Origin of the sequence: Brevibacterium otitidis (assembly GCF_042429315.1) — a bacterium.
Lineage (GTDB): Bacteria > Actinomycetota > Actinomycetes > Actinomycetales > Brevibacteriaceae > Brevibacterium > Brevibacterium otitidis.
On the sequence record NZ_JBHMAU010000034.1, the window covers coordinates 1 to 21,732 of the forward strand.

The 21,732-nt window shown below is 65.0% G+C and carries 17 protein-coding genes and 4 pseudogenes; 15 read left to right on the forward strand and 6 right to left on the reverse strand.

The genetic code is table 11. From position 1 onward, the window contains the following. The first annotated feature begins 124 nt into the window (after positions 1 to 124). From ACFFN1_RS04580 to ACFFN1_RS04595, 4 genes are all read left to right on the forward strand, one after another. Positions 125 to 841 carry an IclR family transcriptional regulator gene (locus ACFFN1_RS04580; RefSeq protein WP_376839037.1) on the forward strand — a complete coding sequence of 239 codons (717 nt, stop codon included), beginning with the start codon at positions 125 to 127 and terminating at the stop codon, positions 839 to 841. Between the two features lie 47 nt (positions 842 to 888). Then, positions 889 to 1,023: a hypothetical protein gene (locus ACFFN1_RS04585; protein ID WP_376839038.1), complete on the forward strand. Its 135-nt coding sequence runs from the start codon at positions 889 to 891 to the stop codon at positions 1,021 to 1,023. 132 nt (positions 1,024 to 1,155) lie between these two features. Further along, a complete protein-coding gene (locus tag ACFFN1_RS04590; protein ID WP_376839040.1) occupies positions 1,156 to 2,898 on the forward strand; it encodes an HAL/PAL/TAL family ammonia-lyase in 1,743 nt (580 codons plus the stop codon). A 194-nt stretch (positions 2,899 to 3,092) separates the two neighbouring features. Beyond that, a complete protein-coding gene (locus ACFFN1_RS04595) occupies positions 3,093 to 4,316 on the forward strand; it encodes an MFS transporter (protein WP_376839043.1) in 1,224 nt (407 codons plus the stop codon). Between the two features lie 2 nt (positions 4,317 to 4,318). Here the strand turns inward: ACFFN1_RS04595 and ACFFN1_RS04600 are convergent, their stop codons facing one another. After that, positions 4,319 to 5,482, reverse strand: a complete 1,164-nt coding sequence (locus ACFFN1_RS04600; protein WP_376839044.1) for a PDR/VanB family oxidoreductase — start codon at positions 5,480 to 5,482, stop codon at positions 4,319 to 4,321. 179 nt (positions 5,483 to 5,661) lie between these two features. Here ACFFN1_RS04600 and ACFFN1_RS04605 point away from each other — a divergent pair, with 179 nt between their 5' ends. Further along, entirely contained in the window at positions 5,662 to 6,720 is a 1,059-nt protein-coding gene (locus ACFFN1_RS04605; protein ID WP_376839046.1) for a nitronate monooxygenase, read from the forward strand. Between the two features lie 3 nt (positions 6,721 to 6,723). On the opposite strand, the gene ACFFN1_RS04610 is transcribed toward ACFFN1_RS04605, so the two are convergent. After that, a complete protein-coding gene (locus ACFFN1_RS04610) occupies positions 6,724 to 8,616 on the reverse strand; it encodes a gamma-glutamyltransferase family protein (protein WP_376839048.1) in 1,893 nt (630 codons plus the stop codon). A 146-nt stretch (positions 8,617 to 8,762) separates the two neighbouring features. Between ACFFN1_RS04610 and nrdI the strand changes: the two genes are divergently transcribed. From nrdI to ACFFN1_RS16895, 3 genes and pseudogenes are all read left to right on the forward strand, one after another. Continuing rightward, positions 8,763 to 9,242: a class Ib ribonucleoside-diphosphate reductase assembly flavoprotein NrdI gene (gene nrdI / locus ACFFN1_RS04615; protein WP_376839050.1), complete on the forward strand. Its 480-nt coding sequence runs from the start codon at positions 8,763 to 8,765 to the stop codon at positions 9,240 to 9,242. A gap of 29 nt (positions 9,243 to 9,271) precedes the next feature. After that, positions 9,272 to 10,360 (forward strand): class 1b ribonucleoside-diphosphate reductase subunit beta, encoded by a 1,089-nt coding sequence (gene nrdF, locus ACFFN1_RS04620; RefSeq protein ID WP_376839052.1) that lies wholly within the window; start codon positions 9,272 to 9,274, stop codon positions 10,358 to 10,360. Positions 10,361 to 10,725: 365 nt separating this feature from the next. Beyond that, positions 10,726 to 10,923: pseudogene (locus ACFFN1_RS16895) on the forward strand (hypothetical protein); the annotation flags it as partial. Positions 10,924 to 11,327: 404 nt separating this feature from the next. Here the strand turns inward: ACFFN1_RS16895 and ACFFN1_RS04625 are convergent. The 3 genes and pseudogenes from ACFFN1_RS04625 to ACFFN1_RS04635 form a co-directional block, all read right to left on the reverse strand. Continuing rightward, positions 11,328 to 11,576: pseudogene (locus ACFFN1_RS04625) on the reverse strand (hypothetical protein); the annotation flags it as partial. Between the two features lie 361 nt (positions 11,577 to 11,937). Next, a pseudogene (locus tag ACFFN1_RS04630) lies at positions 11,938 to 13,135 on the reverse strand (IS3 family transposase). A 67-nt stretch (positions 13,136 to 13,202) separates the two neighbouring features. Beyond that, positions 13,203 to 14,417, reverse strand: coding sequence for a YycP family beta-propeller protein (locus ACFFN1_RS04635; RefSeq protein WP_376839054.1), 1,215 nt, complete (start codon positions 14,415 to 14,417; stop codon positions 13,203 to 13,205). Positions 14,418 to 15,417: 1,000 nt separating this feature from the next. Here ACFFN1_RS04635 and ACFFN1_RS04640 point away from each other — a divergent pair. The 7 genes and pseudogenes from ACFFN1_RS04640 to ACFFN1_RS04670 form a co-directional block, all read left to right on the forward strand. After that, positions 15,418 to 16,608: a sensor histidine kinase gene (locus tag ACFFN1_RS04640; RefSeq protein WP_376839056.1), complete on the forward strand. Its 1,191-nt coding sequence runs from the start codon at positions 15,418 to 15,420 to the stop codon at positions 16,606 to 16,608. A 246-nt stretch (positions 16,609 to 16,854) separates the two neighbouring features. Beyond that, on the forward strand, positions 16,855 to 17,550 hold the full coding sequence (locus ACFFN1_RS04645; protein WP_376839058.1) for a response regulator transcription factor: 696 nt from the start codon (positions 16,855 to 16,857) through the stop codon (positions 17,548 to 17,550). Positions 17,551 to 17,628: 78 nt separating this feature from the next. Next, on the forward strand, positions 17,629 to 17,982 hold the full coding sequence (locus ACFFN1_RS04650) for a DUF2599 domain-containing protein (RefSeq protein ID WP_376839060.1): 354 nt from the start codon (positions 17,629 to 17,631) through the stop codon (positions 17,980 to 17,982). Beyond that, a complete protein-coding gene (locus ACFFN1_RS04655) occupies positions 17,979 to 18,218 on the forward strand; it encodes a hypothetical protein (RefSeq protein WP_376839062.1) in 240 nt (79 codons plus the stop codon). The genes ACFFN1_RS04650 and ACFFN1_RS04655 overlap by 4 nt, the downstream gene beginning before the upstream one ends. Before the next feature lie 312 nt (positions 18,219 to 18,530). Beyond that, the gene (locus tag ACFFN1_RS04660; protein WP_376839064.1) at positions 18,531 to 19,412 is read left to right on the forward strand and encodes an abortive infection family protein; all 882 of its coding nucleotides are present in this window, start codon (positions 18,531 to 18,533) and stop codon (positions 19,410 to 19,412) included. A 79-nt stretch (positions 19,413 to 19,491) separates the two neighbouring features. After that, positions 19,492 to 20,244, forward strand: a complete 753-nt coding sequence (locus tag ACFFN1_RS04665; protein WP_376839065.1) for a hypothetical protein — start codon at positions 19,492 to 19,494, stop codon at positions 20,242 to 20,244. A 98-nt stretch (positions 20,245 to 20,342) separates the two neighbouring features. Next, positions 20,343 to 21,131 (forward strand): annotated as a pseudogene (locus ACFFN1_RS04670) (IS1380 family transposase); the annotation flags it as partial. Between the two features lie 21 nt (positions 21,132 to 21,152). Here ACFFN1_RS04670 and ACFFN1_RS04675 read toward each other — a convergent pair. After that, the coding region (locus ACFFN1_RS04675; RefSeq protein WP_376839067.1) for an IS1634 family transposase at positions 21,153 to 21,732 on the reverse strand (580 nt) is incomplete at its 5' end.

The window sequence follows — 21,732 nt, forward strand, 5'->3', positions numbered from 1 at the left end:
GGGAATGTTGACTTATAACATCACCATTTTCCCAGTTCAGGAGGGGCATTTCCATTCCACACGCGGCTCGATCCGGCTACTTACATCGGTGGATCAAGGCTAAGCACTGACGTACCCTGAACCTATGAACTCGACAGGCAGCCCTGCGGGAGACGCCCGCCCCTCCGACTCCGGTGGGGACTCCGCGCTCGTGCGCGGGCTGCGGGTGCTCACGCACGTTGCCGAAGGTGGCGAGGTCAGCGCCCAGGATGTCTCCGAGGAACTCGGGCTGCCGCTGTCGACGACGTACCGGTACCTCAAGACGCTTACAGACTCCGACCTCATCGAAAAGCACCACGGACGCTTCGTCCCCGGCTGGCGGCTCTCGGCATGGTCCGGTCATGACATCACCCGCACCCGGCTCGTCGAAGTCGGCCATTCCTTCCTCCAAGGTCTGACGAACCGCACCGGCAAGGTCTCCGTGCTCACCGTGCGCGCCGGGCACAACGCCGTGTGCCTGCGACAGGTCTCCCCGACCGCTGACACCGATATTTCGTTTCGCATCAACCAGGTGCTGCCGATCTACCGCGGGGCCGGCCAGCGCGTGCTCCTCGCCTACGCTCTGCCGGCTGTCACCGAAGGCGCGCTCCGCGCTGTCAGGTCCGATGCCGCCGATGACCAGGCAGCGCTCGCCCGCAGGCAGCATCTCATCGCCGATCTCAAGGACATCCGCACCCGCGGAATCGCTGTCTCCCACGGTGAGCTCATCGACAACGCCGTCGCCGTGGCCGCACCTGTGCGCGTCGGTGGAGAGGTCATCTGCTCGCTGGCCGCATCGACCGGTATGCCAGCGGGCACCTGACCTTCGGCACGGGCATCCACCAGTGCGTCGGCCAGCCGATCTCGCGGATGGAGATGGATGCGTTCTTCTCCGCCTTCTGCGCCCGGGCCACTCACCTCGAACCGACCGCCGAGCCCGAGCCGCTCATCCACACCACCCTGCGCTCCTACACCTCGGTGCCGCTGAAAGCGACACCTGCCTAAGCCGCACGGCCACCGCGGCACCAGGCCCTCTGGGCACTGCGGCCCCGGGCCCGCTGGCCACCGTCACCACCGCCGCCCGCACCGTCGGCGCACCACGCCATCTGACCGTCCGATCAGCGAAGAGACCCGCATATGACCGCACGCCCGCACTCGAATCTGCACCCCGCCACCGCTCCGCTGCCCGGCCAACCGGCCGCGGCCGAGGAGTTCGAAGGCCCGGTGCTCACCCTCGGCGAATCCGATCTGAGCCTGGCCGAGATGGTCGACGTCGCCCGGCACCGCCGCCGCATCACCCTCGCCCCGGCCGCTCAGGAGGCCTGCCGGGAGTCACGGGCCTGGCTCGATGATGTCATCGACCGGATGAAGGCCGGTGAGGACGTCGAGGCGATCTACTCGGTCAACACCGGTTTCGGCTCCCTGGCCGGCCGGCAGGCGTTCCCCAGCGCCACCGATGCCGCTGAGCTCTCCCGCCGGCTCATCCTCGCCGACGCCTCAGGCATCGGCCGACTCGTCGACGAAGAAGTCGTGCGGGCCACGATGCTCATCCGCATCCAGTCGCTCATCGCCGGCCATTCGGCGATCTCCTGGCCGCTCGTCGAGGGGCTCGTCGCGATGCTGAATCACGACGTGTGGCCAGCGGTGCCCGAATACGGTTCGCTCGGCGCCTCCGGAGACCTCATCCCGTTAGCCCACATCGCCCTTGTCCTCACCGGCCCGCCGACCGGGGAGGACAAGCCCGAGGATTCCGGTGAGGCAGTGCTTGACGGACAGATCGTGCCCGGCACCGAGGCGATGGCGGCAGCGAGCATCGACCGGGTGCCGGTCGGCGCCAAGGACGGCCTCGCACTGCTGAATGGCACGTCGTTCTCCCTTGCTCAGACCGCGCTCGCGGCCTGGGATGCGACGACCCTGCTGGAGACCGCGCAGGTGACCGCGTCGATGACGATCGAGGCGCTGCTGGGCTTCGGTGATGCGTTCATCGACGAGCTGCACACCGTGCGCAGGCAGCCCGGCCAGATCGCCGTCGCCGCCCGGATGCGAGAGCTCATGGCCGACTCGCAGCTCATCACCGGCAGCCGGGCTGCCGACCCGGACCGGCAGCCACCGCAGGATGCCTACTCGCTGCGCTGTGTGCCACAGGTGTTCGGCCCGGTCGCCGACACGCTCGACTTCACCATCGGGATCATCGAACGCGAACTCAACGCTGCAACCGACAACCCGCTTGTCTTCCCGCAGCTGCCACGGTCTCTCAAGGCCGTCTCGGGTGGAAACTTCCACGCCGAATACGTCGCCTTCGCCGCCGATTTCCTCTCGATCGCGGTCACCGAGATCGGCAACATCACCGAACGGCGGATCTTCCGCCTCGACGACGGCACCCTCAACCGCGGCCTGCCCGACATGCTCGTCGACTCCGCGCAGGTCGGCATGGACTGCGGGTTCATGCTGCCGCAGTATCTGGCCGCGGCCCTCGTCTCCGACTGCAAGACCCTTGCCCATCCGGACACCGTCGATTCGATCCCGACATCTGCGAACCAAGAGGACCACGTCTCGATGGCCAACAACGCCGGCCGGCACCTGCGCCAGATCGTGGCCAACATCGAAGCCGTCGTCGGCATCGAACTCCTCATGGCCGTCCAGGCCCTCGAGCTGCGCGTAGCCGCCGGGCGCCCCGACGGCCGGGCCGTGGCCCGCGAGGAGATCTCGTCTGCCGGCCGGCGCGTCATCGACATGCTGCGCTCGACGACCGACACGCAGGGCCGCACGATCGCTCACCTGACCCAGGACGTCGTGCTCTACCCACAGGTCCGCACCGCCACGGCCCTCGTCAAGGACGGGGCTGTCGTCCGCGCCGCGGATGCTCAGGCGCCGCGCTGAGACCTGCGCTGAGCCCGGCATTCCGTCTCGGGCTGTCTCCTGCCAGCGGCGGGGAGCGGAATCCTCAGCTGCCGGCCTGGTGACCGGATACGATGGACTGTCGCCTATCGCGCTGCGCACACCAGTCGCACGACGCGCACCGGCGCACCGGCGCACCAGACCTCACCGCTGACCGAAGGAGCGCGCTGCCTGCGATGACTGCCCAGAGCACGCCGTTTCGCACCCGCCGGGGCCTTGATGCGCTCGCGCTGGTCTGCCTCGTGCTCATCGCCGCGAGTCTGCGCCCAGCGGCCACGTCGCTGGGCCCAGTGCTGGCCGAGGTCACCGACGCCTTCGGCCTGACGGCCTGGCAGTCCGGGCTGCTCACTGCCTTCCCCGGCCTCATCTTCGCCGCCTGCGGACTCATCGCTTTACCGCTGCTCACGCGGGCGGGCCTGTTCGGTGCGCTGACGATCTCCTGTGCGTGCACGGCCACCGGTGTCATCGCCCGCGCCCTGTCGCACACCTGGCCGGGCTTCGCGACGCTGACCGTGCTGGCGCTCATCGGCATGGCGCTGGGCAACGTCGTCCTCCTCGTCTACGTCAAGGCCCGCTTCCCGGCCCGCGGCCAGCTCGCCGCGACCGTCTTCACCGTCTCACTCGGTCTCGGCGCCACCCTGCCCTCGCTGCTGACCGCCCCGCTGACCGAGCAGGCCGGCACCTGGCGGGTGGGTCTGGGCTTCTGGGCAGTCATCCCCGTCACCGCGCTCGTCGCCTGGCTCGTGCTGCGCGCAGCCGGCTCGGTGCCGCGCCTGGCCGGCCCTCCCGCTCCCGAGGCGGGCGGCGCCCGGGTGCGCAAACGCATCGTGGCCTCGCCGAAGGCCCGCTGGATGGCGCTGTTCTTCGGCTTCCAGTCCGTCAACGCCTACGTGCAGTTCGGCTGGCTGCCCCAGATCTACCGCGACGGCGGCCTCGATCCTGTCACCGCCGGGATCATGATCGGCATCGTCGCCTTCTCCGGCATCCCCGGCGGGTTCCTCGCCCCGCAGATCATCGTCCGCGACGTCTACCCGCGCACCTTCATCATCAGCTTCGCCGTCGCCTCGACCGCTGGCTACACCGGCCTGCTCATCTCCCCCGCCGCCGCACCGGTGCTGTGGGCGGTGCTGCTGGCCTACGGCGGTTTCGCCTTCCCGGCCGTGCTCGCGCTCATCACCCGGCGCACGACCGATGTCGCCGTCACCGCCTCGACCTCGGCATTCGTCCAATCCAGCGGTTACATCCTCGCCGCGGTCTGCCCGATGATCGTCGGTGCGCTGCTCGGTGTGACCGGCGGCTGGACGGCCCCGATCGTGTTCATGATCGGCATCAGCGTGCTCATGGGGCTGACCGGTGCACTGGCGGCAGCGCCGGGCAGCGTCGATGAGGAGCTCATCTGACCTCAGATGTCGAGGACGAGCCGGTCGGTCTGGGCACGCGAGACGCAGATCATCATCGTCTCCTGCGCCTCCTTCTCCTCATCGCTGAGCACATGATCGCGGTGCTCGGCCCGCCCCTGCAGGATCGTCGTCTCACACGTCCCGCACGTGCCCTTCTGACATGAGCTCAGCGTCCGCACCCCGGCAGCACCCAGGGCTGCGAGGATCGACTGGCCGCAGGCCACCTGCACTTCATCGCCGCTGGTGGTCTCGACGGTGAAGGCGGTGTCCGCGCCCGAGGCGCCGGCCGCCTCGGTCTGACCACTGCCGGTGGCCTCGGCTGCCGGTGGGGCGTCGTCGTCGAAGTCCTCGAAGATCACCTCGGTGCCCTCGGCCTCCATCCCGGCGGCGAGCGCGCACATGAGCGGAACCGGGCCACAGGTATAGACGACCGGGCCGCACGTGGAGACGACGGGGCTGCCGCCGGTGCCCTCCGCCTCGGGCGCGGTCGCACCGGAGGCACGCGCGGTGGCGAACCAGTCACGGGCCAGCGCGACGACATCGGGCCGGCCGGTCTCGGCGGTGATGCGCACGTCGACGCGCTCGGATCCGTGGGAGTCGATGAGGTCGTCGGCGAAGGCCATGAGTTCGTTGCGGCGGCCGACGTAGATGAGGTGCCAGTCGAGTCCGGCGTTCTCGGCGTCGTGGATCATCGCGGAGATCGGGGTGATGCCGATCCCGCCGGCGACGAACAGCATCGGCGAGCGGCGCTGGTAGCCGAAGGTGTCGCGCGGGCCGCGGATGAGCAGGCTGGTGCAGTCGGCGAGGTGTTCGTGCAGCCAGTGGGAGCCGCCGCGGCCGGTCGGCTCGTTGAGGATCGCGACCCGCCAGCCGTGGCTGCCATCGGGTTTCGAGCACAGCGAGTAGTGGCGGATCGCCGGGCCGTCGGGCAGCGGGATCGCGACTTCGAGGTGCGCGCCGGGGGTGAATGCCGGGTCAGCGCCCAGCGGCGGGGCGAAGGTGATGGACAGGATTCCACAGGCGACGGTCGTCAGTGATTCGATGCGGGCGGGCCTGAAGCCCTGCCGGATGAGCATGTCGATGTCCGGTCCGTCGAAGCTCGTGATCGACGGGCTGCCGGCCACCGGCTGCGCTGGCTCGGTGCTGGTGTCTGCGAGTGCTCTCACGCCTGTCCCCTCCTGCCAGCCGGCGGTCGCGGCGGCATCTGTGATCTGCCTCTCGATGACGACCAGTCTGGCCGATCCGCACCCCCGTGGGCGATGCCGGTTCCCGAACCCTGAGAAACTCTCGTCCACCTGCATCCGGGCCCGTTCCGCTGCGCCGATGGCGCTGTTACCGTGCAGATATGACCGCCTCTGATGCCGCCCGCCCAGCTGTCACCGCGCTGCTGGCCACCGACCGTCCACTTGTCGGCGCACCGATGGCCGGCGGCGCCACCACACCCCGGTTGGCGGCGGCGATCGCTGCCGCAGGCGGGTTCCCGTTCCTGGCCGGCGGCTATCTGACCGCCGATGCCCTGACCACCCAGATCGCTGAGTTCCGGCAGCTGACAGGCGGCGTGCCCTTCGGCGTCAACCTCTTCGTACCCGGGCAGGCTCCCGTCGATGAGGTCGCCTTCGCCTCCTATGCCGGCCGGCTCGCCCCGCTGGCCGGTGAGCTCGACGCGCAGATCGACACGCGTCCAGTCATGGACGATGACGATCACTTCGGCGAGAAGCTCCAGGCGCTGCTGGCCGACCCGGTTCCGGTGGTCTCGCTGACGTTCGGGCTCCCCGCCCCCGAGGTGGTTGCGCGGCTGCACGCAGTCGGAACCTGCGTGCTCGCCACGGTCACGACTGCCTCCGAAGCCGAGGCGGCGGCCGGGATCGGCTGCGATGGTCTCGTCGTGCAGGGCAGCCGGGCCGGCGGGCATGCCGGAACGCATGATCCGCTGCGCGATGTTCCCGAGGTCGAGACCGCTGACTTGGTCCATGAGGTGCGGAGCCGTGTGGATCTGCCGGTCATCGCCGCTGGTGGCGTCGACGGTCCCGAGGCAGTGGCCGCCTTACTCAGTGCCGGTGCGGTTGCCGTGCAGGTCGGCACGCTGCTGCTGCGCTGCCACGAAGCCGGCACCTCGGCAGTCCACCGGCAGGCACTCGCCGGCCCCGACTTCACGGAGACGACGCTGACCCGGGCGTTCACGGGGCGGCTGGCCCGGGGCCTGCGCAACCGGTTCATCGATGACTTCTCAGACTCGGCACCGCCTGCCTATCCGCAGGTTCATCACCTGACGAAGCCCATCCGCACGGCCGCCGCGAAGGCGGGCCAGCCCGATTGGGTGCATTTGTGGGCCGGCACCGGTTGGCAGTCTGCGCGCGAGGAGTCGGCCGCTGAGACGCTGGAGCGGCTGGCCCCGCCGCGCTGAGGGTCACCGTCCGGCAGCGTATCCCTGCATGCCGCGGGGGTTCGCTGCCGCCTGCAGGATCCCGGTCTCCGGGTCGCAGGTGACGCAGGAGAGGCGGCCGAGTGACCAGTTTCCTGCCCGGGAGACGACGTGGCCGCGGGCGATGAGCCCGTCGATGACCTCATCGCCGAGCCGGTCCTCAACCACAACGCCGCCGGGAGTCCAGGTGCGCGGCCAGAAGGAGCCGGGAAGCGCGGTCGTGTGGAACGCCGGTGCGTCGATCGCCTGCTGCGGGGTATAGCCGCCGACGAGCATCCGCAGGATCGCCAGCAGCTGCCACTGATCCTGCTGATCCCCGCCCGGCGTGCCGATGGCGATCACCGGCGTGCCGCCGCGGCTGATGAGAGTCGGGGTGAGCGTCGTGCGCGGGCGCTTGCCGGCGGCCAGCCGGGAGGGGGAGTCCTCATCGAGCCACATCATCTGCAGACGGGTGCCGAGGCAGAAGCCGAGGGCTGGGATGAGCGGGGAGGACTGCAGCCAGCCGCCGGATGGGGTGGCGGAGATGATGTTGCCCCACCGATCGATGACATCGAGATGACAGGTGTCGCCGCGCACCGCACGCGGGGTGGCGTTCGTCTGCATCGTCGGCTCACCGGCACCCGCTGCCGAACCGACAGAGGCTCCCGCATCGGCACCGACCGCCTGGGCCGGCAGCTCGAACTCATCACCGGTCACCAGCGGCGGCACGAAACCAGGCTCGCTTGCGTCGCGCAGACCGGGCCGGAAGTCGAGAGAGGCCCACTCGCTGATGAGTTCGCGCCGGCTGGCCGCGTACTCCTCACTCAGCAGGGTCTCCAGATCGACCTCGCCGTGACCGTAGTGGGTGTCGCGATCGGCGAGCGCGAGCTTGAGAGCTTCGAGGATGGTGTGCGCGCCGCGCTCGGTCGACGGGTCGAGGTCCGCGTCATCGAAGCCGTCGAGGATCCGCAGGGTCTGCAGCAGCACCGGCCCCTGCCCCCACGGGCCGGTCTTGGCGATCGTATGGCCGCGGAACTCGATCGACACCGGCTCCTCGTACCCGGCTGAGAACCCGGCCGTGTCCTCGACGGTGAGCACCCCGGCGTGCATGGTGCCGCTTGAGTGCATGTGGGGTTCGCCGATGAACGCGGCGGCTTCCGCGGCGACGAAGCCTTCGCGCCACTCCCGCCTCACCGCCTCGATCCGGGCGACCCGCACGTCGCTATCAGCCCCGCTATCCCCGACAGCCCCGCTATCCCCAGCCAGCCCGGCCTCATCGGCAGCCGCCAGCAGCCGCCTGAGCGTGCCCGCATACCCGGGCATCCTCACAAGATCACCGGGTTCGGGCACCTGACCGCCGGGCAGCCACTGTTCGGCTGAACTGGGCCAATGAGCGCGGAACGTCTCAGCGGCCGCAGCGATCGCAGCGCAGGTGCCGGCGTGGATCGGGTGGCCGTTCTCGGCGTAGCCGATCGCGTAAGCGAGGACATCGGCGATGTCCCAGCTGCCGTGATCGCGCAGCAGCACCAGCCACGCATCGACCGCACCCGGTACGGCCGCAGCCAGTGCCCCGGCACCAGGGACCATGTCGAGGCCCTCGGCACGGAAGTGCTCGATCGTTGCCCCGGCCGGGGCTGGGCCCTGGCCCATGAGCACCTGCGGCACCGGCGCCTCGGCGGTGGCGAACAGGCCGGTCATATCCCCGCCGGGGCCGTTGAGGTGGGGTTCGACGACGTGGAGGACGAACCCGGCCGCGACCGCTGCGTCAAAGGCGTTGCCGCCGCGTTCGAGCACCGCCTGCGCGGTCTGGGTGGCCAGCCAGTGGGTCGAGGCACTCATCCCGAAGGTGCCCTGCAGCGTGGGGCGGGTGGTGGGATCCGGTGGCGGGGTGAACGTCACGGCAGCTCCTTTGCATCGCGTGTCTCGAGGGTACCGCGCCCCGAGGCGCTGGCCACCTGAGGAGACGGTGAGAGGACCGCCCCGCCTGTGCTATGTTCGTGACGACGAACTTTATTATTCGATCTTGCTAACTATGGGAGGGTGCGGTGTCTCGCCTCGTGTACTTCTCCTCGGTGTCGAACAACACGCAGCGCTTCGCCGAGCGCCTCGATGAAGCCAGTGTGCGGATCCCGCTGCGCCCGCGCATCGAACCGATGATCAGCATCGACGAGCCGTATGTGCTCATGCTGCCGACCTACGGCGGCGGTGCCGTGCGCACAGCGGTGCCCAAGCAGGTACTCGCCTTCCTCAAGCATGACCCAGCCCACCGCGAGCTCGTGCGCGGGATCATCTCGGCTGGCAACACGAACTTCGGCACCGCCTACTGCCTGGCCGGCCGGGTGCTGTCTGCAAAGCTCGCCGTCCCGGAGCTGTACCGCTTCGAGCTGCTCGGCACCGGCGAGGACACCCGCAAGGTCAACGCCGGGCTCGCCCGGTTCTGGACGACCGGGCAGGCCGAGGAGATCGCGCTCACCCGTGAAGCCCATATCGCCGCCCGCACGCGCCAGCGCACCCTGGCCGGCTGAACCACCCTGTCGAGAAGGAGCATCCCCGCATGACACCGAACACCCAGACCACCGCAACCACCCAGTCCACCGCAGCCACCCAGTCCACCGCAGCCACCAGCACGCAGGCGCGCACCGCCTCGGGCACGGAGGCTGTCTCGCCACCTGGCTACCGGAAGGATCCGGCCGCCCGGCTGCGGCCGATCAACTGGAATCGGGTGACCGATGAGAAGGACCTGGAAGTGTGGCAGCGGCTGACGGCGAATTTCTGGCTGCCGGAGAAGGTGCCGCTGTCGAACGATCTGCCGGCCTGGCACCAGCTGACCGAGACCGAGCGGACGCTGACGATGCGCGTGTTCACCGGGCTGACGATGCTCGATACGCTGCAAGCGACCGTCGGCGAGATCGTGCAGATCGCTGATGCGCGCACCGAGCATGAGGAGGCGGTGTACACGAACATCGCGTTCATGCAGTCGGTGCATGCCCGCTCGTACTCCTCGGTGTTCTCAACCCTGACCTCGACGCCGGAGATCGATGCCGCCTACCAGTGGGCGATCGGCAATGATGTGCTGCAGGCCAGGTGCAAGGCGGTGCTCGTGCACTACTACGGGGAGGACCCGCTCAAGCGCAAGGTCGCCTCGACGCTGCTGTCCTCGCTGCTGCTCTACGCCGGGTTCTATCTGCCGCTGTGGTTCTCGTGCCGGGCGAAGCTGACGAACACCGCGGACATGATCCGGCTGATCCTGCGGGACAAGGCCGTGCACGGCTACTACTCCGGGTACAAGTACCAGCGCGGGCGCGAGGCTGCTTCGCCCCAGCGGCGTGAGGAGATGGATGCGTTCACCTTCGCGCTGCTCGAGGAACTCTACGAGTTGGAGCTGACGTATTCCGGTGAGCTGTACGAGCCGCTGGGGCTGATGGACGATGTCGCCCGCTTCGTGCGCTACAACGCGAACAAGGCGCTCATGAACCTCGGCTACCAGCCGAAGTTCTCACCGGAGGAGACGACGGTGAATCCCGAGGTGCTCGCCGCGCTGTCACCGGAGGCCAGTGAGAACCACGACTTCTTCTCCGGATCCGGTTCCTCGTACATCATCGGCGAGACCGCCGAGACACTCGATGAGGACTGGGACTTCTAAGACCCCAGAGCTTGCTTGAGGCCCGAAAGGGCTGATAGGAGGCCCGGAACTGCAGGTTTCTGCAGGTCCGGGCCTCTTTTCGTGCCTCCATCCTTAGGACAGAGGAGAGCACAGATGTTCATCAATCGCCTTCCGGTGTGGCACGCCAGTGGCACGCGCGCACCTTCCCTCCGAGAGCGGAGGCGTGCACGACCCGGAATTTGGTCACCCACACTCTTCGACGCCGTGCCACTTCGTGCCACTAGCGTCCCTGATGGGGGAGGGAAAGGCCTGGTCAGAGCGGGTATAGGGCCATCGTGTAGGACGAGTGGCACGAAGTGGCATGCCGATCCGCTCCAGTCCGGTCGAGGCGACTGGAGGACCCGATGAGCCCAACGACGAAGACAGAGAAGAGGACCTCACCGAGGGAGTCCTGGGGGAGTCTCCGCAGACTGCCTTCGGGTCGATGGCAAGCGCGCTACCCTGGCGCCGATGGTGAGATACATACTGCCCGGACGGACGACGACCGAGCCCTGACGTTCGAGACGAAGACCGACGCCCGGACGTGGCTGTCAGGAGTGCATAGGAAGATCGCTCTGGGCACGTGGGAGTCACCGCAGGCGATGGCTGCTCGCTTGCGGGCCGAAGCCGAGGCAGAAGCTGCGCGCACCATCGGCTTCACGGAATACGCCGAACGGTGGGTCGAGATGATCCGCACTCAGCCCAGCCGCAGCGGCAAGATGCGTTCGGCCGGAACGATCCGCTCCTACAAGGGCAAGGTCCACGGTTACCTCATCCCGGAGTTCGGCGACACTCCTGTGCGGGCTATCGACAAGAATCGGATCCGCGAGATGACCGACAAGTTGGATAAGATCCCGTCTCCGCTCAATCCCAAGTCGAAGTTCAACGGGGTCACCCGTCCCGTGCAAACCGTGCTGATGATGATTCTGCGGCAAGCGGCCAGAGACGGATACATCGTCAAAGAACAGCCCAGCGGCTCGTGTGCCGGCGAGCGCAGAACCGTTTCCCGCGCCACACCCTGGCAGCCGCAGCGCCGACACCACCCATCGGGTGTAACCACCCTGCAGGCCAGCACCGCCCGATCAGGTTTCAATCGTTGCCCGATAGCTTCGAGTCCGAGCTCGTCCAAGCCGGTGAAGGCAGTCAAGTCAGGGCAGGAGAAGGTAGCGTTGGCCACGTCGAGGTCTTTCGAATGGGATGGTGTAGGAACCTCCATTCTCGGAAGACCTCGACCCTACCCCCGGACCGACTCGCCCACGCTCCCTACACCCTCAACTGCGAAGAGCCGGTAATGGCATCGTCGACCTTATGCTGCCGCCTCTCCGATGTACTGTCTACCTGACCTGAGCAGCGGCGCAACCGGCTTGTTGTCACACCCTCGAGGCAGCCTCCGAGCTGCCTGCAATTGTGCTCCAGAGCCCCCGATCGCGCTGCTACAGAATCATCACGAGCATCAAATCTCCACCACCGCGATGTCGATCAGCTGGCTCGCGCACGCGGAAAGTCTCCTCTGGCTCGTTGCATGAGTGTGGGCTGTGTCAAGGATTGTGGACAGGTCCTTGGTGATTTCTGGTGTGTCAGGCCGTCCAGGGTAGGTCCTCGGCGGCGTCGGCCTGGGCGTCTGCCCACGCTCGGGCCGGGGTACGATATCCGAGGCTGGAGTGTGGTCTACGACGGTTGTAAAACACCTCGATGTACTCGGCCACGGCGAACCGCGCCTTGGCCCGCGTGTGGAACACCTGCTGGTGGTACATCTCGTTCTTCAAGGTCGCGAAGAACGTCTCGGCGGCGGCGTTGTCCCAGCACACCCCGGTTCGACCCATCGACTGCACGAACCCGTTCCGGGTGCAGTAGGTGACGAACTCGTCGGAGGTGTACTGGGACCCGTGATCGCTGTGGAACACCGCCCCGGGTGTTGCTTGCCCCTGGGTTCGGGCCATCTCCAGGGCGTCGACGACCAGGCTGGCGCGCATGTGGTCGGCGGTCTGCCACCCGATTACCTTGCGGGTGGCCAGGTCGATCACCGTGGCCAGGTATAACCACCCTTGCCCGGTGCGTAGGTAGGTGATGTCGCCGCCCAGCGCCTCGCCCGGGCGGTAGCTTTCGGGAGCGAAGTCGCGGCCGAGCTTGTCGGCGAAGACCTGGGCTTTTTCGTCGGGGACGGTGGTGCGCTTGTGAGCCTTGCGCTGGATGGCCGCGAGCCCAAGTCGCGCATCAGATCTGCCACCAGCCCGACCGAGGCAGGGTGCCCCTCGTCGTTCAGGATCGCGGCGATGCGCCGGCACCCGGCCGTGCCTCGTTGCTTTTCGAAGATTCGCTGAATCTCGCCCTTGAGGGCCTCTCGGCGGGCCTGGGTGGCCGTGACCTGCCCGGCGCGGGCGCGCCAGGCGTAAAACGACGAGCGGGCCACACCGAGCCGGGCGCACGTCCACTCGATCGGAAAGCTCGCCTTCTCCGCCTCGATCAGGGCTGACTTCTCACTCAGCCCTGCTCCCGGGCGAAGAAGGCCGCGGCTTTTTTTAGGAACTCATTTTCCATCTTCAGCCGACGGTTCTGCTCCTCCAGTTCCGCCAACCGGCCATGGTCCGCCGGGCTCATCTCGGGGATTGGCTCCGGGTTGGCCTGACGATGCTTCTGCACCCAGTTGCCCAAGGTCCCGGGGTTGATCGCCAGCTCCTCGGCGACCTCGGCGATCGAGCGGTCACTCTGCAGGACCAGCTGCACTGCTTCGGCCTTGAACTGCGGACTGAACCTCCACCTCGAACTCACTGTCATGTTCTCGATCCTCTCTCATTAGGAGGCCTGTCTAAGAACCTTGGTACACCCCAGTCCCCTCTTATCGCTACTTTGGGGCTACGCTCATATCTCGCAGGACTAAGCCCGCTTCCAGCGCCTCCGCAATGCCTTCGACTTTGAGCCGGACGGTCTCCTTACCGTTCTCGCGATCGTAGGCCACGAAGTGCGCCATCTGCGCTTCGATATCAACGGTGAGCACCCCGAGAGTCGTGTCAGTGAATTCGACGGCCCGGACCGGGTTTTCAGAATCATAGCCATCAGCTTCGAGCGTGAAGAGCTCCGTGGTGGTGCCGTCGGAGGTGTCCGTCGACATTACTCGCCCATCGATGGCCACCCAATCGAAGCGGTCTCCGCGCAAAGACGCACGGTCGTACCCATCGATCTCGAACCCAAGGTCGTTGACAAGGAGTGGTTCTGTGCCGTCGGGGAGAGTAAGAGCGTGTTGCTCAAAGTCGCCACTATCTATGTCCCAGACTCGCAGGGCAAGCGATCGCGTGTCCCCGTCTGGAACGAGGCTGGCCAAGTGGTACAAGCGCCCATTGGCACAGGGGGCATCCGAGGAGAACTGGGAGCCTTCGTCGATGGCCTGGATGCTGATGACCTGCTCTTTATTGCCTGCTTCGGCCCCGAGTTGTGCAAGCATCTGTGACTGCAGCTCGTACTCGCCCATGAGTGTGTAACCCGCAGCCTCGGCTTGTCGCGCGTATGGCCCCGAGGGTTCCGCGGTGCCGACGATGCCACCGTCGCACATACCGGTGACAGAGTAGTTGCCTTCAATCTCGTTCATCTGCGCCTTGCCGGACGCCGTCGTCACCAGCTGCTCAACATACCCTTCCTCGGTGAATCCGTCGTTATAGAGTCCGACAGATCCGCCGTCGCCAGTTGAGAAGATCGCCTGCTGGTAGTTCGTTTTCGGGCTCTTCGTTTTCGTGAGGGTGTCAGCCAAGTGATAGTCGTTCTCAGTGTCGGCGAACACGATTCCTGTCTCGTCCCAATCCAATTGCCCATTGTCCATTCCGGAGGTCCTCAGCGCAGAGACGTTGCCTTTGGGGTCGATGAGGCCGACGAAACCGTCGCCGGCCTTCCCAGTGAAGCCGGCAGACTGGCGGCTGAGATAGAACGCAGCGACCGAATTCCCCAGAGAGACTTCCGTATTTGCGACTTGGTTGTCTGCTAGTCCGGAAGGGGTTGGCGGAGTGCATCCGCTGAATCCTAAGCCGAGGGCAGCTACGGAGGCGATGAGAGCACGTCGTTTGATCATAATGGGAACTCGTTTCAACGAGGCGTGGGGGGGGGGGNGTGTACTTGGAGTTCTTGATGTTGTAAGGATAGACGCCCGGCCCGCCATTGCTGTCGAGGTCGATCCGTCCTCCGACCTTGTAGGCCGCCCACACCAGCTGCGAGCAGTTCATCTTGGAGCCGTTGACTTTCTTGTTCGCCGCGAAGTTGGTGTTGTATGGCTTGCCCCGAAGCTTGCTGTATGCGTGGTTGGCCGAAGCCTTGCGCTTGGCAGTGCTGACGCCCACCGACTGCTTGACGGCTCCCTTGCCGACCGAGAGCTTTGAGGCAGCGTATGAACGGCTCTTCAGGGTCTTGCCGCCGGCCTTCTTGCCAGGCGCCTCCACGATCGTGCCCGTCGTGTAGTAGATGCCGGTGTGCCCGTGCTTGATGAAGAGAGTGCTGGCCGGCGAGACGAAGACATCTCCCTTGGCCTTCGCGGCGCCAAGAGTTCTCGTGGCGTACGTAGAGACCCCTCCGCTTGCCCCTTCCGCCGCAGCCTGCGCCGACTCTTCGCTCTCTCTCAGAGACTCCTGCAGAGCCTGCTCAAGAGTGATCCCCTGCTCTGTCGCATACGCAGAGAGCCCGTCCAGAAGCTCCTGATCCGACGCTCCCGGGTTCAGGGTCTCAAGCCTTTCGAGAGTCTGTGACGATTTTGGAGACAGATCCGCTGACGCGGGAGATTCTGCTGCCACGGCGGGGACTCCTCCTCCGATGGCCAAGGCCCCAGCCAGCAGGAAACCTGCCAGGTAGTGTTTTTGCGAGGCATCGCTGCTCCTTCTGTGATGTGTGTATCACCGGGACGTCCGGTGAACAGAGCGTATGAGCGCTCCCATGCCACTCACATCCCTCGTTCGAGGTACGCAACGCGGGTAGACCGTCACCTGTATCGAACTGTTATTTATCCCGAACCCGCTGCCACTGCTCGCGAAGGTAGCGTAAGGCGCAAGCCGCAAACGCCGACTGTGAAAGGGGAGCGCAGCTTGACGGTGACCCAACCTACGGGGGCCTGGGCCGAGACATCGTCTCTGAAGAGACTCGCACGCTACCTACGCGGACCCCGCTATATCGATCCTCCCTTTCGGGTCCTCCTGCTCATCATTGCCGTCGCAGGGTTGACACCCGACTCGTTTGAAACGAACGACCCCTCCTATCTGGCCCTTCAGATTCTCGCAGCCGTTCTGATCGTCGGCGTGTGCTTCATCCCTGCCACGGCCGGTTTCCTCGGCTTCGGTATCTTTGCGGTCTTCGCCATAGTCTTCCCGGACCTCGTCAACCCATTCCAAACTGTGGGCGAGGCCGCTGTGGCGTTCGTGCTCAGCCAACTCCGGATCCGCCTGTTCCTACTGTTCACTCTTCTTCTCTTCGGCATCGCGCTGATACCTGCATCGCTGGGGCTCTGGAGCGGAAAAGACGAGTCCATCATCACGCTCGCCTTTGGATGGCTGATCGCGGTCGTTCTCGGTCTCGTCGCCGCTGGCTTCGAGGGACGCATTCAGAAAGAGATCGCACGCCGGGAAGAACTCGCACGGACTCACCAGCGCAAACTCGAGAGAATGCGCCTTGATATGGCGCTGGACACACACGACACCGTTTCCCATGGCCTTGCTGCCGAAGCAGCCATCGTACGCACCCTCGTAATTGACGCCAGGATCGAGGGCCGTTCCGATTCCAAGCTCACCGAGCTCGCCCTGGTGAATGCTCACACGCAACAGCAACTGCGCGTACTGCTCGCTCGACTCACGGACGACCCCGATGGTCACTCCGCCACCGGTCCCTTCGAGGACGAAATGCTGCGTGCCACCGAGATAATCCGTTCTGCCACAGAAGCCGGCGGGTTCGACATCACCATCGATATCGGCCAACTTCCCGAAGACGTGCCTGGTGAGGTGCTGGAGACCTCCCTGTTCACGCTCAAAGAACTGGCAACAAACATCGTCAAGCATTCTTCCGAGACCACCAAGTGCGCGATCACCATCGACAGCCATCACGACTCTCCAGACGTATGGGTCGTGTTCGAAGCCGTCAACCCAAGCCCTGCACCGCCAGATCGGGCCCCCAGGTCATTGTCGGCGCGCATTGAGCGCGTAGGAGGCTCACTTAGCATCCTCCACGATAGAGGACTCGTGAACGTTCGGACTTCCATCCCGATCAGAGAGCAGGATCCTATGTAGCTACCTCAAACGAGGGATGCCGGGGGAGGTCAGGGTGTCGTGCTCTTAGAGCATGAAACTCCTTGTCTCCATTGCCATAGCGTCCGCCGCCCCAGTCCCACTTGCGAACGTCGCCTCCGGTCCGCTGCCCGAACCCGTTGTTGCGGTTGCCACCGCCGACGAGCCGAGTGTTGGGACGATGGGAAATCCCTACCGATGCGCGCTATGGCGTATCACCGACAGGAAGAAGTACCAGGAACTATGCCGATGATCCATTCACCGCGAAACACCGAACCACCGAATGCGCCCACAGCTTCGCGCTTGTCAGTACTGATCGTCGATGACGACCGCTGGACCACAAAGGCATTGTCTTATGCTCTCGTCACCGAACCAGATATAGACGTGCTTCCAGCTGTGCACACCGGTAAGGATGCAGTTGACAGCTATCAAATCCACCGGCCCGATGTGGTCCTGATGGACATCAACATGCCAGACGGAATGAGTGGTATCGAGGCCACAGGAAGAATCCGCCAGATCGATCCCGAAGCCAGGGTAGTCATTCTGAGCACGGTCTCGCCGGGGCCAGGGTTGGCACGGGCGCTGGAAGCTGGCGCCATGGCAGCCATCAACAAGTCCTGCTCCGAGTCGACCCTGCGCGACACCGTACGCGGTGCTGCACGCGGGGATGACCCCAGTATGCTGAAGTTCCTGGCCCGAGACATCGTGATTGCCGGTGATTCTTTGCCAGATGCTCCACCGGTGAGTCCTGATATCACTGAACGCGAACTCGAAGTGCTCACTCTGATCTGCCGCGGTTGCCGCTACGAAGACATTGCCGAAGCCCAAGGGGTAACTCTCTGGACGGCGAAGACCCAAGCCAAGAGACTGAGAGAGAAGCTCCAAGCGGAGAACCTGGCCCAGTTAATCGTCCGGGCCCTTCAGTTCCGCTACTTCTCTGCCTAGCGCGTGTCCTGTAAGTGTTATCTCAGGCGGAGGATGACGTTGGCGAGGATGATCTCGCTGGTGTAGTAGGCAGCATGCTTGGCCTACCCAGTCGTCGCTGACCCCTACATGGGCAAGGCGCTCATCAGCAAGGTCACCAAGACAACCGAGAAGAAGAAGCCCCGATCCGGCGTCAAGAAGACGACCTGGGGCAACACCGTGGCCATCGGTTACGGACTCGGACCAACCAAAGACCCGGCGCTCGGCGCCTACATCATGCGAAAGCAGGGGTGGGCCGAAGCGGTAAAGAAGGGCACAAGCACCGCCAAGACCATCAAGCAACAGTACGATTGTCACACTGTCTACGCGGCCGGCAAGAATCCCTGGAACCTGGAAGCTCACCGACCGACGCGGAACAACTGGCTCGTCAGTCGCAAACTGTGCAACTGGTGACCACACGGAAGGTGCGCGCATTGAACAGCACACAACGCAAGGCAGGCGGGAAGGCAAGCGCCGCTCTTGCCGTCGCGGGAATCGTCGTCCTGCTGATTTGGGCAGTGTCGCTCTACAGCCACGGCATATGGGTCGACGACCACGGCGCCGTTGGAGACGGTCGCCCAATTGACTACGTGCTCTTCGCCAGCGGCATCGCTCTGCTCGTCGCGGCTCTTCTCATCGTGATCATGTGACGGAGAAGTCGACACCAGTCGTGATTACAGGGCCAATTGTGGGAGCAGCCAACTTGTCGGCTGCTCCCATAGTACTGGTCTGGTGACTGGAATCGGGGCTTTCAAGAGGCAAGGCATCTACCCCACGAAACCCACCACTGCTCGCGTCGCAGGCCTGGACGATCGGAAGATCGAATCTAGGGAGTGCAGCCTCGCCGCCTGGCTGGCCACGGCAGTTGTATTATCCTCCGCGTGCCGTGGAATTACCACTGCGCTATAGCACCGTACGAGAATAATGTCAACGAAACCCGTCTGCAACAGCCATGAGGAGTCATGACCGAACACAAACCACAGGAACTCGTTGGTAGACGCACCCGCACTGCCATCCGAGAGCTCACGAGTGACACCGTTCTCCGAAGAATTACCGAGATGTGGGAGTCCGAGGGCTTCTCTCCGCCTCCCGAGATCGAGCCAGTTGGTGGCCAGCGAGTCACACTGTTCGAGGCCTACATTCGCCAAGTCGACTGGACCTCTCGATCTCAAGCTGAGAGGGCGTTGCGGGTGTTCCAGGATACACTCACCGATGTCTTCGCCTTCTGGGCCGGCGACGACCAGTACCGAGAGCGGGCGACCATGAACGTACTCCGCGCGGTCGCTCGAGATGGTCTTGAGATCGACGACGAGTGGCTCATCCGAATCCCACATCGTGCCGAACTCAACCCTTCGTCACTGGCGAGCCTCAAGGACCCCAGCGCCATACTGCAAGGGCTCGAGCGCCTGTCCGCAGCTCTCCCCGCCGACCCTGAACTCGCCATCGGTGGAGCCAAAGAACTCATGGAGAGCACCGCGAAAATCGCCCTCATCGAGACCGGTCGGACCGAAGCATCTCTCCCCAAAGCCGATTTCATCAAACTGGTCAACGAGGCATCCGATGCTCTCGGTCTCCTCCCCGAAAAGGGTAAAGACCTTCCAGACTCACGCCAGGCCATCCGCCAAATCCTCAATGGCGCCCGGCAAATAGCCACGGGGCTTGCTGAGTTCCGTAACAGCTTCGGCACTGGTCACGGTCCTGCCCGGCGACGAGCCGGCCTCTCAGATCGCCATGCCAGGCTCGCCGTCAATGCGGCGACCCTGTGGTGCGAAATCATCTTGGACACCTTGGCTGATCGTCAGGCGCCATGGCGCAACACCGTGCCGTCAGGGTCCTCACACTAAGGTTCCTACTTCAACGGTAGGAGCAAGCCCGTGAGAGTAGCGTGGTCAAGCCAATTTGGGTCTCGGTATCCTCTCGGTTATGGAAGTCCACCAACGGCTATCCCTTGCCATTGCAGCCAGCGACCTGCGCTATGTCGCGGGGAGTACCCTTAGCGCCGGAGGCCATCCGCGGACGTGGCCATTCGCTCAATGGGGCGCCATGGTCGCCTACGAGACGACGAAGATGCTCCGGGAGACTCCCGGCCATCATTTGGACCTCGAGTGGGAATACACCATCGCCAAGGCAGCACGCCATAGCGGCAAGTTCTTTGACGGAAGAACGAAACAGTTGGACCAGGTGGTCAGGAACTTCCGACGCCTTATCCGGGCAGCTCACACCGCCTTCTATCCTGAGAACCGTCCCGGACCAGAATACGACTACCTGCGAGATGATCTCTCCGTGGTCACCGACGGCAACGAGGTCCTTCTGACAAATGTCACCGGCCTCTTCATGGTCGGCATGCCCCCAGAGCGCGGGCTTGACATGGACAGCTGGGGGCCACACATTCGTGCCCTCACCACCGGCATTGGCCAGGCCGCAACCGCACTCATAGGCGAGAGCGCCGAGCACATGCGTCAGCACGGCAACGATTCAGAAGAACCGTTGACATGGTCGGACGGGAAGATCGCCGAGGTCCTGCCCGCCATCTTTGGTGGTGAACTGGAAACCGATCTCGCGCTAGCACTTCTCAGCATCCACTCCAGCGTGCAAGCAGCACGCCGATGGGCATGGGCTCGATGCTGCGGCTCCTGCACGGTCGCGGCGCTAAACCTGGATCCACCGATCGGGTGAGCTTCTGACGGCGCGTTAGAAGCCGAGATGTCCTTCTGGTCAGGGAAAATAGTTATCGACGAAGACACTATTGAACTGATCGGAAGGACATCTCGTAGATGCAACTCTCTCATAGTTCGGCGGCGACGTCAGTGACTTTCGATGATCCGAATCTTGTGTCAGCAGCCGGTCTCGTCCCGGCCGTGCAGCTGGCTGCCGATGTCGGGTTGCGTGAACTGGCCGACAAGCAGCTGACGGTGCCCACCGACAAGGGCGCCAACGCCGGGTTGAAGGTCGCCTCCCTGGTGGCCGGGATGGTCGCCGGTGCCGACTCGATCGATGACATGGCCCTGCTCAGGCACGGCGGTACGGGCAAGGTCTTCACCGGCCGGTACGCCCCGTCGACGCTGGGCTCGTTCCTCCGGTCGTTCACCTTCGGCCACGTCCGCCAGCTCGACGCGGTCACCTCCCGGGTCCTGATCGGGCTGAGCTGTAAGGCTCCGCTGCTGGTCAGGGATCCCGGCGAGTACGTGTGCGTTGATGTCGATGACACGATCGTCGAGGTTCACGGCCACCAGAAGCAGGGCTGCGGCTATGGGTACACGCGGGTGCGCGGGCTCAACGTGCTGCTGGCCACCGCCACCACCAGCGGCTGCGCACCGGTGATCGTCGCCCAAAGGCTGCGGAAGGGCTCGGTCGGCTCCCCGCGCGGGGCCGGGCGGCTGATCAGCGAGGCGCTGGCCACCACCGGCCGCCTGGCCGGGATGGGCGGGGCGCGGAAGCTGGTGCGGGCCGATTCAGCATATTACGGGCATGCCGCCATCAACGCGGCCATCATCGGCGGGGCCGATGTCTCGGTCACCGTCCGGATGGACCCGGCCGTGAAGAAGGCCATCACAACCATCGACGCGGACCTGAGTTCCACAATTTTAGTGTCCCGTGTGCCGGCCTGGTAGGAGTGCTTCTGCGATCTTTCTTGGTTCTCCGGTGATTTCTGGGGTGAAGGTGATGTCGTGTCCGTTGATGTTGCCGGTGAATTCGCGTAGGGATCGCAGGCTGGTGATGATCTTCTTCAGTGACTGGCCGGTGGCGTGCTGCATGTAACGGGCGACTGCCAGGGCTGTGAACACGACTGTCAGGTGGGCTTCGATGGCGTCTTTGGTGCGGTGGAAGATCGGCCGGGCCCGCAGATCGGTCTTTGACATCCGGAAGGACTGCTCGACGTGCCACAGGTCGTGGTAGCTGGCAATGACCTCGCTTGCAGGCATGATGGCGGCCTCGATGTTGGTGACGTAGCCTTTCCAGCCGGTGAGCTTCATCGCCTGCTCATAGGCTTTCTCGTCGAAGGCTTTCTCCTCGTCAGCGACTTTGACGAACCGGGCCTTCTTCGCTGGCTTTTCCCCATCGATGATCGCGATCGCGCGGTTGCGTTGGAGGTTCAGGGTCCGGGCATCTCGCAGGGCTCGTTTGCGCCGGTACTGCCAGATCGCCCGCCACTGATCCGGATGC

Bases quoted from the DNA above. Each gene is read 5' to 3' on its own strand.
- ACFFN1_RS04580 (WP_376839037.1), top strand. From the start codon at position 125: ATGAACTCGACAGGCAGCCCTGCGGGAGACGCCCGCCCCTCCGACTCC.
- ACFFN1_RS04585 (WP_376839038.1), top strand. From the start codon at position 889: ATGGAGATGGATGCGTTCTTCTCCGCCTTCTGCGCCCGGGCCACTCAC.
- ACFFN1_RS04590 (WP_376839040.1), top strand. From the start codon at position 1,156: ATGACCGCACGCCCGCACTCGAATCTGCACCCCGCCACCGCTCCGCTG.
- ACFFN1_RS04595 (WP_376839043.1), top strand. From the start codon at position 3,093: ATGACTGCCCAGAGCACGCCGTTTCGCACCCGCCGGGGCCTTGATGCG.
- ACFFN1_RS04605 (WP_376839046.1), top strand. From the start codon at position 5,662: ATGACCGCCTCTGATGCCGCCCGCCCAGCTGTCACCGCGCTGCTGGCC.
- nrdF (WP_376839052.1), top strand. From the start codon at position 9,272: ATGACACCGAACACCCAGACCACCGCAACCACCCAGTCCACCGCAGCC.
- ACFFN1_RS04635 (WP_376839054.1), bottom strand. From the start codon at position 14,417: ATGATCAAACGACGTGCTCTCATCGCCTCCGTAGCTGCCCTCGGCTTA.
- ACFFN1_RS04645 (WP_376839058.1), top strand. From the start codon at position 16,855: ATGATCCATTCACCGCGAAACACCGAACCACCGAATGCGCCCACAGCT.
- ACFFN1_RS04660 (WP_376839064.1), top strand. From the start codon at position 18,531: ATGACCGAACACAAACCACAGGAACTCGTTGGTAGACGCACCCGCACT.
- ACFFN1_RS04665 (WP_376839065.1), top strand. From the start codon at position 19,492: ATGGAAGTCCACCAACGGCTATCCCTTGCCATTGCAGCCAGCGACCTG.